This window comes from Aquabacterium sp. UBA2148, assembly GCF_002328915.1.
Lineage (GTDB): Bacteria > Pseudomonadota > Gammaproteobacteria > Burkholderiales > Burkholderiaceae_C > Aquabacterium > Aquabacterium parvum.
In genome coordinates this window covers 1-10,621 of the sequence record NZ_DCXA01000295.1, presented here as the reverse complement: position 1 = coordinate 10,621, position 10,621 = coordinate 1, and the positions used below count along the sequence as shown (strand labels likewise).

The following is a 10,621-nucleotide window of genomic DNA, read 5'->3' as shown; positions in this document are numbered from 1 at the left end:
CGCGCTCAGCCGCATCGTCGAGCAGCACCTGCGGGGCTGGCCGACCCAACTGGATCAGCAGCCCACGGGCGAAGCCCTGCGCCAGCGGCAAGAGCGCGCCAAGGCGCTGGGCGCCAAGGCCTGAGGGCGGGCGCAGCTGCGCAGTGCTCAGGCCTGCTCGTCGCCCCCGACATCAACCGCTGAGGCGTCTGCGCCTGGCAACAGCGACTGGGCCTGGGTGTCAGGCAAGGCCTCGACATCCCTGAGCGCCTTGCCCATGACGCGCGTGCGCGTCTCGATCGATGAGATGGTGTTGCCAGCCTCTTCGAGCTTTTTCCTGGTCTTGGCCAGCACATCGCCGAACTTGCCGAACTCGGTTTTGACCGCGCCCAGCACCTGCCAAACCTCGGTTGAACGCTTCTCCAGCGCCAGGGTGCGAAAACCCATCTGCAGGCTGTTGAGCGTGGCCAGCAAGGTGGTTGGGCCCGCCAGCATCACACGGTGTTCGCGCTGCAGGGCTTCGACCAAACCAGGCCGGCGCAAGGCCTCGGCGTACAAACCTTCGGTGGGCACAAAAAGGATGGCGAAGTCCGCCGTGTGCGGCGGCGCGATGTACTTCTCGCGGATGGTCTTGGCCTCCAGGCGCAGGCGCTGCTCGATGGCTTTGGCAGCGACCTCGACCGCAGGCGCGTCGGCCCGCTCTTGTGCCTCCAGCAAGCGCTCGTAGTCCTCACGCGGGAACTTGGCGTCGATGGGCAGCCACAGCGGCTGATGGGCATCGCCCTGCCCCGGCAGCCGGATCGCGAATTCGACACGGGCCCCCGAGCCGGGCACCGTCTCGACGTTGACACCATACTGCTCAGGCGTGAAGACTTGGTCGAGCAGGCCGGCCAGTTGCACCTCACCAAAGATGCCGCGCGTCTTGACGTTGCTGAGCACGCGGTTGAGCGAGCCCACGTCACTGGCCAGGCGCTGCATCTCGCCCAGTCCCTTGTGCACCTGCTCCAGGCGATCTGCCACCTGCTTGAAGCTCTCACCCAGGCGCTGCTCCAGCGTGGCGTGCAGCTTCTCGTCCACCGTCTGGCGCATCTGCTCGAGCTTCTTCTCGTTGTCGGCCTGCAGCGACTGCAAGCGCTGCTCCACGGTCTGGCGCACCTCGCTCAAGCGCCGGTCATTGGCCTCCGACAAGGTGCGCAACTGTTCGGCCATGCCATCGCTCAGGCGCTTGAGCGCCGACTCCTGGGCCTCGTTGAAACGGGCCAGTGCCTGCGACTGCGCCTCGCGCAAGCTCGACGACTGCAGCGCGGCCTGGTGCGAGTTGTCGCGCAGGGCGTCCGCCAGCCCTTGCTGCATGGCAGCCAGCTGCACACGGAAGCTGTCGAGCTGTTCGTTCTGCGTGCGCGTGGCGTCGCCTTGCTGGCTCAGCAGGGTCTGCTGGAACAAGCCCATGCTCTGCCCCAGCCCTTGTGACAACTCCTGGCGGGTGCCACTGGCGCTGCGCTGCAACTCGTCGCGGAGTTGTCGCTCGAGCTCATGCTGCCGCGCCTCCGCATGGGCCTTGATGTCCCCGGCAAGGGCGCTCAGCGCTACCTCCGGCGACCGGGGTTGTCGTGCGATCAGCACGATCAGCAGGAGCAGGACACCAATGAGCAGGGCAATTTCAATCCAAGGCATGCGCGGATTGTCTCAGACGTGATCTCTTACCGGGAAGGCGCCGCTGAATGTGACGACATGTGACACAGCGTGCGGGCCTGTCTCCATACTCCCTGACGTGGGCCATGCGAGTCCATGCCCTTTGACACAGGAGGCCTCATGTACGGACTGGTCAACCGCGCCATCGAGCAATTGGTGGTCTCGCTCAAGGGCGAAGAAGGCTGGCGTCGCGTCTGTCAGGCGGCCCAATGGCCGGACGAAGGTTTCGTCGCCATGCAGACGTACGACGACGGCGTCACTTACCGTCTCGTGCAGGCGGTCAGCCAGGAGCTCGGGCTTCCCGCAGATCAGGTTCTCAAGGCATTTGGCGAGTACTGGATCCTCTACACAGCCGAGGAGGGCTACGGAGACATGCTCGCCATGTGCGGCGACGATCTGCGCTCGTTCCTGCATGGCATGAACCACATGCACGCGCGGATCGAGGTCACGATGCCCAACATCAGGCCGCCGCATTTCCGCGTCGAAGAAAAGAGCGAGTCCGAACTGGACCTGGTCTACGAATCGCACCGCGATGGCCTGGCGCCCATGGTGGAGGGCCTCATCGTCGGCCTGGCCAAGCGGTTCCATCAAGTGATCGACATCCAGCAGACAGGCTGGCGCAGCAACGAATCGCCGCAAGACCGTTTTCACATCCGAATCCTGCCGTGAACATGGCTGAGCCGTGCATCCAGGGCGCTGCGCTTGATGCGGCGTTCCCCTTCTACATCCTGTTGGATGCCGAGGGCATGGTGCACGCCGTGGGATCAGCCTTGCAAAGGGCGCTGCCGAAGCTGAAGCCCGGCGAGCCCTTGAAGGCACACATGTCTGCCAGTCGTCCAAGGTCCTTGTCCCAGACAACCAATTGGTCGCAGCACGAGGGACAGGCCGTGGTGCTCAGCGCGAACGAGGCTGGCGGACTCGCTTTGCGAGGACAGATCTGCCGCCAGTCAAACGAGCTGACGCTGCTGCTGCTCTCGCCCGTGGTGAACCGCTTCGAAGACCTTCGACGCCATGGCCTGCAACTCTCGGACCTCGCCCTGCACGACGCCACGGGCGACATGCTGATGTTGCAGCGCGCAGCGCAAACATCGCTGGACGACGCGCAACGCCTGACCGATCGCCTGCGTCAGCGAAGCCAGCAGTTGCAACTCATGAGCGAGCTCTCGGCGCTGGGCATCGCCTACTTTTCGGACCAAGGGGAGCTGCGGCAGTCCAACGCGCTGTTTCATCAGCTGCTGCGGTGGAACAATGGGCCGCCCAGCCCCTGCCACATCAGCGACGTCGAGTGCCGATTGCAGGAGCTGGCCGCGCCCCACGATGCAGCCAGATTGCGCCTGAACCAGCTCCCCGAGCCCGCCAGCGAGGGCCTCGATGCGTTCACGATGCAAGTCAAGGATGGACAACACCTGGCTTTGAGTTACCGCAGCGCTGCCGCGTCGGACCACGTGCTGTTCATTCGGGACATCACACGCGAGACCTTGGTCGACCGGATGAAGAGTGAATTCCTCAGCACCGCCGCGCACGAACTCAGAACACCCATGACCAGCATCTTCGGGTTCAGCGAGATGCTCGTCAGCCGTGAATTGAAAGCCGAGCAGGTCAAATCGGTGGCGGCAACGATCCACAAGCAGGCAAGCTGGATGGTGAGCCTGCTGCAAGAAGTGCTCGACCTGGCCCGCATCGAGGCCAGGCAGATTGATGACCTGAACATCACCGCGTGCGACTGCAAGGAGATGTTGATCGACTGCATCGGCTCATATTGCGATGCCGGCCAACAGGCCAGGTTCGATTGGCAATGGCCAGAGCAATTGCCCCTCATCGCGGCGGATCGCGTCAAGGCCAGGCAGGCGCTGGGCAACGTGATCAACAACGCGATCAAATACTCGCCCGCCGGAGGGCCCGTGGAGATACGGTGCTTTGCCCAAACTACCGGAGGACGGGACGGCGTGGGCATCTCGGTCGAGGACCATGGGATCGGCATGACCCCGCAACAGCTTGGGAGGGTGTTTGAACGCTTTTATCGCGCCGACCCCTCGTGCAACATTCCGGGATCCGGACTGGGCATGTCGCTGGTCGAGCAAATCATGAAGTTGCACAACGGCAGCGTGCACGTCACCAGTGAAAAGGGCCGCGGCACCTGCGCGACCCTTTGGTTCCCTCTGGCCTGAACCGGCGTCAGGCGAACTCGACGTGTGCGCCGGTCTTGGTGCGCACCTCGTCCTCGGTCACACCAGGGGCCAGTTCAACGCACTTCAAGCCCTTGGGCGTCACGTCGAGCACACACAACTCCGTGATGATGCGATCGACCACGCCAACGCCCGTCAGCGGCAGCGTGCACTTTTGCAGCAGCTTGTGCTCGCCGTTCTTGGCGGCGTGCTCCATGAGCACCACCACTCGCTTGACACCTGCCACCAGGTCCATGGCGCCGCCCATGCCCTTGACCATCTTGCCCGGGATCATCCAGTTGGCCAGGTCGCCCTGTTCGGACACCTGCATGGCGCCCAGGATGGACAGGTTGATCTTGCCGCCGCGGATCATCGCGAAGCTCTCGTGGCTGCCGAAAATCGAGCTGCCCGGCAACGTGGTCACGGTCTGCTTGCCGGCGTTGATCAGGTCAGGGTCAACGGCGCTTTCATCGGGAAAGGGGCCGATGCCCAGCATGCCGTTCTCGGACTGCAGCCACACGTCGATGCCCGGGGCCACGTGGTTGGCCACCAGCGTGGGCAGGCCGATGCCCAGGTTGACGTAGAAGCCGTCTTGCAGTTCCTTGGCCGCGCGGGCCGCCATTTCGTCATGGGTCCAGGGCATGGCTCAGGCTCCCTTCGGGTTTTGTTGGGTGGTGCGCTTTTCAATGCGCTTTTCAGGCGTCGCGTTCAGCACGATGCGGTGCACGTAGATGCCGGGCAGGTGGATCGAGTCCGGGTCGAGCGAACCCGTCTCGACGATCTCTTCGACCTCGACCACCGTGGTCTTGCCCGCCATGGCCGCAGCCGGGTTGAAGTTGCGTGCGGTGCGCCGGAAGATCAGGTTGCCCGATTTGTCGGCCTTCCAGGCCTTGACCAGAGCGACCTCGGGCAACAGGGCCCGCTCCATCACGTAGACCTCGCCGTCAAACTCGCGCGTTTCCTTGCCCTCGGCGACGATGGTGCCCACACCGGTCTTGGTAAAGAAGGCCGGGATGCCTGCCCCGCCGGCGCGCAGCTTCTCGGCCAGCGTGCCCTGTGGCGTGAACTCAAGCTCCAGCTCGCCCGCCAGGTACTGGCGCTCGAACTCCTTGTTCTCGCCCACGTAGCTGGAGATCATCTTCTTGATCTGGCGCGTGTTGAGCAGCTTGCCCAGCCCGAAACCATCGACCCCTGCGTTGTTGGAGATCACCGTCAGGCCCTTGACCCCGCTGGCCTGCAGCGCGTCGATCAGTGCCTCGGGGATGCCGCACAGGCCGAAGCCCCCCACCGCGAGCAGTTGCCCGTCTTTGACGATCCCAGCCAGCGCGCTGGCGGCGTCGGGATAGACCTTGTTCATCCAATCACTCCTTGGCTGAAAGGGGCCGCACGCGGCCAAGAATGCTGCGGTGCAGCGTGAGCAAAGCGTACACCGGTCGCCGGCAAAAAAGCCAGCCGTGAAAACGAAAAAAGCGCGGCTGTTGCAGCAACCGCGCAGGCATTCAGGGATCCGGGCATGGCCAGGTGTGGCGCAGGGAGTGTCCTGCGCGGGCGATCGCGTCAGCCCGCCGACCTCACTTGCCCGGCAAGGCAGGTGGCGTGTCGGCCCCGGGCAGGGCCGGCGTGGGCGCCTTCAGTGCGCGGAAGGCTTCGGGCAAGGCGGTGGGGCGGCCCGTGCCTTGGTTGATCCAGACCAGGGTGGCGCCGCCAGCGGCATAGACCACCCCAGGCTCATCGGTGCGCTCCACCGTCACGAAGGTGTCCAGGCTGGTGCGCCCCGGATCGGCCACGTGCAGCTTGATGGTCACCGTGCCCGGGAACACCAGAGGCCGATAGAAGTTGAAAAACGCGTTCGCGATGACCGGGCCTTCACCATCGGCGCCCACCGAGCCACTGATGTCCTGGATCCAGGACACCCGCGCCTGCTCCATGTAGCGAAAGTAGACGGTGTTGTTGATGTGGCCCAGGGCGTCCATGTCGCCCCAGAGGATGGGCAGCTCCAGCTGGTGGACCAGGATCTTGTGTTCGGGGATGTCGAGGCGCATGAGAGCAGGCGATCAGCGAAAAACAACGAAGAAGGGCGAAAGACGGCGAACAAGCCGCGCCACCCGAGCGGGCAGCGACACAAAAGGCGCGATGCCGCTCAGTTGCGGTCGCGCCCGGGGCTTTTCAAGGGGACTGTGCCAACCTTGACGCCGTGCAGGCATCAAAGCCAGCCAGCAGCCTCAGGCCGCAGCGATGCCGTCATCCGCCGAGATGACCGCGCCGTTGATGAAGTCGCTCTCGGCCGCGCACAGCATCACCAGCAGCGCATCCAGGTCCTTGGGCTGCCCCACCCGCTTGCGCGGCAGGATGCTCACCAGCTTCTTGCCTGCATCGGTTGACCAGTGGTGGTCGTTGATCTCGGTGTGGATGTAGCCAGGGCAGATCGCATTGGTGGTGATGCCGAAACGACCCCATTCGGCGGCCATGACCTTGGTCATGTGGATGACGGCAGCCTTGCTCATGCAGTAAACGCCGATCTGCGGCAGCGTGCGCAGACCTGCGGCCGAAGCGATGTTAACAATGCGTCCGCCCGTGTAGGTGCCAGGCGCCGCGCCCTTGGCACGCGCCAGCATGCGCTTGGCCACTTCCTGGGCCATGAAGAAGGAGCCTCGCGTGTTGGTGTCGAAGACGTAGTCATAGCTCTCTTCGGTCACGTCCACCAGGCGCTCGGTGGTGCTCACGCCCGAGTTGTTGATCAGGATGTCGATGGGGCCGACCTCGGTTTCAGCGTGCGCCACTGCCGAGCGGATGCTGGCGAGATCGGTCACGTCCAGGCCAACGACATGGGCGTCACCGCCAGAGGCTTCGATTTCGGAGCGCAGGTCCTTGAGCAATTCGACGCGACGGCCTGCCAGCACGACGGCCGCACCGGCCCTGGCCAGGGTCAAGGCAAACTGCTTGCCCAGGCCGCTCGATGCGCCAGTGATCAGGGCCACGCGGCCGGAAAGGTCCAGGGTGTAACTCATGTGCAAGTGCTCCTCAAACAGGCCTCAAACCTTAGCACGCGCCCCCCGGATTCCCATCTGGTGAAGTGAACGGACAAGTCAGCCCAGCTTGTCCCCACCCAGGCACGGGGCAATTTTCGAACGATCGTGCTTTTTTGTGAAAATGCGGTGCCGACTGCACGTAGAATCGCGCCCGTACGAAAAACACCCACCACACCCTGTTGCCCGAACAGAAGGAAACACGATGACGCCCCAGGAAATCCTTGAGCAGTTTGGTCCCCGCGAATCGATGGAATATGACGTCGTCATCGTGGGCGCTGGCCCCGCAGGTCTGTCCACCGCCATCAAGCTCAAGCAACTGGCCGAAAAAGCCGGCAAGGAAATCAACGTCGTCGTGCTCGAAAAAGGCTCCGAAGCCGGTGCGCACATTCTGTCTGGCGCCGTGATGGACCCCCGCTCCATCAACGAGCTGTTCCCCAACTGGAAGGAACTGGGCGCCCCGCTGAACCAGCCCGTCACCGGTGACGAGGTTTATGTGCTGACCGAAGGCGGCAGCATCAAGACCCCGGATGCGCTGGTGCCCAACTGCATGCACAACGAGGGCAACTACGTCATCAGCCTGAGCGACGTCTGCCGTTGGCTGGCGCAGCAGGCCGAAGGCCTGGGCGTGGAGATCTTCCCTGGCTTCGCCGCCGCCGAAGTGCTCTACAACGACGATGGCTCCGTCAAGGGCGTGGCCACCGGCAACATGGGCATCGACAAGTCGGGCGAGCCCACTGGCGATTTCCAGCTGGGCATGGAACTGCTGGGCAAGTACACCATTTTCGCCGAAGGCGCTCGCGGCCACCTGGGCAAGCAACTGCTGGCCAAGTTCAACCTGGCCGACGGCAAGGCGCCGCAAAGCTTCGGCATCGGCATCAAGGAACTGTGGGAAATCGACCCGGCCAAGGCCAAGCCCGGCCTGGTGGTGCACACCGGCGGCTGGCCGATGGACACCCAGACCTTCGGTGGCGGCTTCCTCTACCACCTGGCTGACAACAAGATCACCCTGGGCTTCGTGGTCGGCCTCGACTACAAGAACCCCTGGCTGAGCCCCTTCGAGGAAATGCAGCGCTGGAAGACCCACCCGGTCATCAAGCACTACCTGGAAGGCGCCAAGCGCATCAGCTACGGCGCGCGCGCCATCAACAACGGCGGCCTGCCCAGCCTGCCCAAGACCATCTTCAAGGGTGGCGCCCTGGTCGGCTGCAACGCCGGCTACATGAACGCTGCACGCATCAAGGGTTCGCACGCCGCCATGAAGTCCGGCATGCTGGTCGCCGAGGCCCTGTTTGAAGCCCTGAGCGCCGGCCGTCAGCACGACGAGCTGACTCGCTACCCCGAGCTGTTCGAACAAAGCTGGCTGCATGAAGAACTCAAGACCTCGAAGAACTTCAAGACCTGGTTCAAGAAGGGCTTCTACGTCGGCACCGTCATGACCGCCGTCGAACACTGGCTGTTGCCCCGTCTGGGCATCAAGGAAGCCCCGTGGACCCTGCGCAACCCCGCCGCGGACCACACCTTCCTCAAGCCCGCGTCCGAGTGCCGCCAGATCGAGTACCCGAAGCCCGATGGCAAGATCACCTTTGACCGCCTGAGCTCGGTGTTCGTCTCGAACACCAACCACACCGAGCACCAGCCCGCTCACCTGACGCTCAAAAACGCGTCGGTGCCGGTGCAGACCAACCTGGCCAGGTTCGCCGGCCCCGAGTCGCGCTACTGCCCGGCCGGTGTGTACGAGTTCGTCAAGAAGGACAACACCGATCAACTGGTCATCAACGCCCAGAACTGCGTGCACTGCAAGACCTGTGACATCAAGGACCCGACCCAGAACATCGTCTGGATCACGCCCGAAGGCGGCGGCGGCCCGAACTACTCCGGCATGTGATGCCTTCGCGCCAAGAGGAGCCTTCGGGCTCCTTTTTTGTGTCCCACGCGGATGGTGACGATGCCCAGCCCGCACACCCAGCCGATGACGCCACCTGGGTGGCCCATTGCGACGGCGGCGCCTGGCCCAACCCGGGCACCATGGCCCTGGGCGCCGTGCTTACCTCACCCAACGGTGAAGTGCACCACCTGTCACAGCGCCTGAGCGGCAGCGGCTGCAACAACGAAGCCGAATGGCGCGCCACCGTGGCCCTGCTGGGTTTGGCGTTGCAACACGGCGCACGCAGCCTGCACCTGCACACCGACAGCACCCAGGTGCGCGACCACCTGAGCCAAGCCGATGCACCCGCCCTGCCCCCAGCGCTGCAAACCTGGGTGAACGAAGCTCGGGCGCAGGCGGCCCGGCTGACGCACTTCTCGGTGCAATGGGTGCCCCGCCACCGCAACGCGCAGGCCGATGCATTGGCCCGCGAAGCGCTGGGCCTGCCCCCAAAGCCTGTTCAGGTGCCCCACCCCAAGGCACGGCGGCGCGGCTGAAACCACGCCACGCCTTCGGGTGATGGCAGGCTCGGGGCGCCTGACCTAAGCTTGCCGCCATGCACGCCGACCGCCTCACCAACCACTTCACCATCGGGCAGGCCTCGCGCCACAGCGGCGTGAGCGCCAAGGCCATCCGCCACTACGAGTCGCTGGGGCTGATGCCCGCGGTGCCGCGCCGTGGCAGCTATCGGCTCTACCAGCCCGAACACATCGACGCCATCCGCCTGATCCGCAAGGCCCAGTGCCTGGGCTTCACGCTGGCCGAGTTGCGCCAGCTCGGCACCGTCGACTGCACGCCCGACTGGCCCCGCTTCGTGCAGGCGCTGAGCCACAAGCGCGAATCAATCGCCGACGAAATCAAGCGCTTGCAGGCCCTTGACGCCGAACTCGCAGCCCTGCAGGCCACCCTGCCCGGCCTGATCGCCAACGAACCAGACTGTGTCGCGCTGACGACGGAACTCGCCAAGGCTTGACCTTGCCCCTGGGGACAAGGTTCAGCATGCAGCCACCTTGTTCACACACCAGATGGAGCCCATGTGACCACACGCACCCTGCTCATCCTCGGACACCCCAGCCCTGACAGCTTCAACGCCGCCTTGGCCAAAGCGTATGCCGACGCAGCAAGCCAGGCGGGCCGCGAGTTGCGTCGCATCGACCTGCATGCACTGAACTTCGATCCCATCCTGCACGGTGCCTACCGGGGCGAGCAGCCGCTGGAGCCCGACTTGCAAGCCGCACAGGCCGACATCCTCTGGGCCGAAGAAATCGTCTGGATCTACCCCGTGTGGTGGGGCGGCCTGCCGGCTTTGCTCAAGGGCTTCCTTGACCGCGTGCTGCTCCCGGGCTTCGCCTACAAGTTCCACAAGGGCCACCGCAGTTGGGACAAGCTGCTCAAGGGCCGCACAGCGCGCATCGTCGTCACGTTGGACACGCCCGGGTGGTACGACCGGCTGGCCTACGGGCGCCCTGCCTGGCGGCAGATGAAGCACACCATCTTGCAGTTCTGCGGCATGAAGCTGCTGAGCACCACCACGTTCGCCCCGATTGCCACCTCCAAGCCCGAACAGCGCGAGCGCTGGCTGGCCGAGGTGAGGCGGCTGGCGGCCCTGTGATCAGGGTCAGGCAGGCGGCAAGCCCCCGAGCTCGCCATCGATGACCTGAGGCAAGGGCAAGGGCTCGTGCTCCGGGTCGGGCTCGATGACTTCCAACCCATTGAGTGCCTGACGCGAAGCCGCTGCCTGACGGGCGTCGCGCTCGGCCTTGATCTGAGCACGCCGCTCCGCGAAGAACTGCTTGAGCAACTGACTGGCTGGCTCGGCCAGCACGCCGCCC

At 64.6% G+C, this 10,621-nt stretch carries 11 protein-coding genes and 2 pseudogenes; 7 read left to right on the top strand and 6 right to left on the bottom strand.

Features of this window, described 5'->3' with window-relative positions; all coding sequences use genetic code 11:
- Positions 1-147: 147 nt before the first annotated feature.
- A complete protein-coding gene (locus tag B2W70_RS16370; protein WP_286747278.1) occupies positions 148-1,653 on the bottom strand; it encodes a DNA recombination protein RmuC in 1,506 nt (501 codons plus the stop codon).
- Between the two features lie 138 nt (positions 1,654-1,791).
- On the opposite strand from B2W70_RS16370, the gene B2W70_RS16365 reads away from it, so the two are divergent.
- The 3 genes and pseudogenes from B2W70_RS16365 (at position 1,792) to B2W70_RS16360 (ending at position 3,839) form a co-directional block, all read left to right on the top strand.
- Positions 1,792-2,340, top strand: coding sequence for a heme NO-binding domain-containing protein (locus B2W70_RS16365; protein ID WP_286747276.1), 549 nt, complete (start codon positions 1,792-1,794; stop codon positions 2,338-2,340).
- A 2-nt stretch (positions 2,341-2,342) separates the two neighbouring features.
- Positions 2,343-2,807: pseudogene (locus B2W70_RS18490) on the top strand (hypothetical protein); the annotation flags it as partial.
- Positions 2,808-2,822: 15 nt separating this feature from the next.
- Positions 2,823-3,839, top strand: coding sequence for a HAMP domain-containing sensor histidine kinase (locus tag B2W70_RS16360; protein ID WP_349677467.1), 1,017 nt, complete (start codon positions 2,823-2,825; stop codon positions 3,837-3,839).
- Positions 3,840-3,846: 7 nt separating this feature from the next.
- On the opposite strand, the gene B2W70_RS16355 is transcribed toward B2W70_RS16360, so the two are convergent.
- The 4 genes from B2W70_RS16355 to B2W70_RS16340 all read right to left on the bottom strand — a co-directional run bounded on the left by B2W70_RS16355 (position 3,847) and on the right by B2W70_RS16340 (position 6,844).
- The gene (locus tag B2W70_RS16355) at positions 3,847-4,479 is read right to left on the bottom strand and encodes a CoA transferase subunit B (protein WP_286747274.1); all 633 of its coding nucleotides are present in this window, start codon (positions 4,477-4,479) and stop codon (positions 3,847-3,849) included.
- Positions 4,480-4,482: 3 nt separating this feature from the next.
- Positions 4,483-5,193, bottom strand: coding sequence for a CoA transferase subunit A (locus B2W70_RS16350; protein ID WP_058085809.1), 711 nt, complete (start codon positions 5,191-5,193; stop codon positions 4,483-4,485).
- Positions 5,194-5,407: 214 nt separating this feature from the next.
- Positions 5,408-5,878: an acyl-CoA thioesterase gene (locus B2W70_RS16345; protein ID WP_058085810.1), complete on the bottom strand. Its 471-nt coding sequence runs from the start codon at positions 5,876-5,878 to the stop codon at positions 5,408-5,410.
- Positions 5,879-6,058: 180 nt separating this feature from the next.
- The gene (locus tag B2W70_RS16340) at positions 6,059-6,844 is read right to left on the bottom strand and encodes an SDR family oxidoreductase (RefSeq protein ID WP_286747271.1); all 786 of its coding nucleotides are present in this window, start codon (positions 6,842-6,844) and stop codon (positions 6,059-6,061) included.
- 223 nt (positions 6,845-7,067) lie between these two features.
- Between B2W70_RS16340 and B2W70_RS16335 the strand changes: the two genes are divergently transcribed.
- The 4 genes from B2W70_RS16335 to B2W70_RS16320 all read left to right on the top strand — a co-directional run bounded on the left by B2W70_RS16335 (position 7,068) and on the right by B2W70_RS16320 (position 10,401).
- Positions 7,068-8,750: an electron transfer flavoprotein-ubiquinone oxidoreductase gene (locus B2W70_RS16335; RefSeq protein WP_286747269.1), complete on the top strand. Its 1,683-nt coding sequence runs from the start codon at positions 7,068-7,070 to the stop codon at positions 8,748-8,750.
- Positions 8,750-9,286 (top strand): ribonuclease HI family protein, encoded by a 537-nt coding sequence (locus B2W70_RS16330; protein ID WP_286747267.1) that lies wholly within the window; start codon positions 8,750-8,752, stop codon positions 9,284-9,286. Before B2W70_RS16335 ends, B2W70_RS16330 begins: the two co-directional genes overlap by 1 nt.
- A 59-nt stretch (positions 9,287-9,345) precedes the next feature.
- On the top strand, positions 9,346-9,762 hold the full coding sequence (locus tag B2W70_RS16325; protein WP_286747265.1) for a MerR family transcriptional regulator: 417 nt from the start codon (positions 9,346-9,348) through the stop codon (positions 9,760-9,762).
- A gap of 63 nt (positions 9,763-9,825) precedes the next feature.
- Positions 9,826-10,401 (top strand): NAD(P)H-dependent oxidoreductase, encoded by a 576-nt coding sequence (locus tag B2W70_RS16320; protein WP_286747264.1) that lies wholly within the window; start codon positions 9,826-9,828, stop codon positions 10,399-10,401.
- Between the two features lie 6 nt (positions 10,402-10,407).
- Here B2W70_RS16320 and B2W70_RS16315 read toward each other — a convergent pair.
- Positions 10,408-10,621 (bottom strand): annotated as a pseudogene (locus B2W70_RS16315) (tRNA adenosine(34) deaminase TadA); the annotation flags it as partial.

What these genes read in the sequence shown, in the direction of transcription:
- B2W70_RS16365 (WP_286747276.1), top strand. Translation starts at nt 1,792, where the DNA reads ATGTACGGACTGGTCAACCGCGCCATCGAGCAATTGGTGGTCTCGCTC.
- B2W70_RS16360 (WP_349677467.1), top strand. Translation starts at nt 2,823, where the DNA reads ATGAGCGAGCTCTCGGCGCTGGGCATCGCCTACTTTTCGGACCAAGGG.
- B2W70_RS16335 (WP_286747269.1), top strand. Translation starts at nt 7,068, where the DNA reads ATGACGCCCCAGGAAATCCTTGAGCAGTTTGGTCCCCGCGAATCGATG.
- B2W70_RS16325 (WP_286747265.1), top strand. Translation starts at nt 9,346, where the DNA reads ATGCACGCCGACCGCCTCACCAACCACTTCACCATCGGGCAGGCCTCG.
- B2W70_RS16355 (WP_286747274.1), bottom strand. Translation starts at nt 4,479, where the DNA reads ATGCCCTGGACCCATGACGAAATGGCGGCCCGCGCGGCCAAGGAACTG.
- B2W70_RS16330 (WP_286747267.1), top strand. Translation starts at nt 8,750, where the DNA reads ATGCCTTCGCGCCAAGAGGAGCCTTCGGGCTCCTTTTTTGTGTCCCAC.
- B2W70_RS16350 (WP_058085809.1), bottom strand. Translation starts at nt 5,193, where the DNA reads ATGAACAAGGTCTATCCCGACGCCGCCAGCGCGCTGGCTGGGATCGTC.
- B2W70_RS16345 (WP_058085810.1), bottom strand. Translation starts at nt 5,878, where the DNA reads ATGCGCCTCGACATCCCCGAACACAAGATCCTGGTCCACCAGCTGGAG.
- B2W70_RS16370 (WP_286747278.1), bottom strand. Translation starts at nt 1,653, where the DNA reads ATGCCTTGGATTGAAATTGCCCTGCTCATTGGTGTCCTGCTCCTGCTG.
- B2W70_RS16340 (WP_286747271.1), bottom strand. Translation starts at nt 6,844, where the DNA reads ATGAGTTACACCCTGGACCTTTCCGGCCGCGTGGCCCTGATCACTGGC.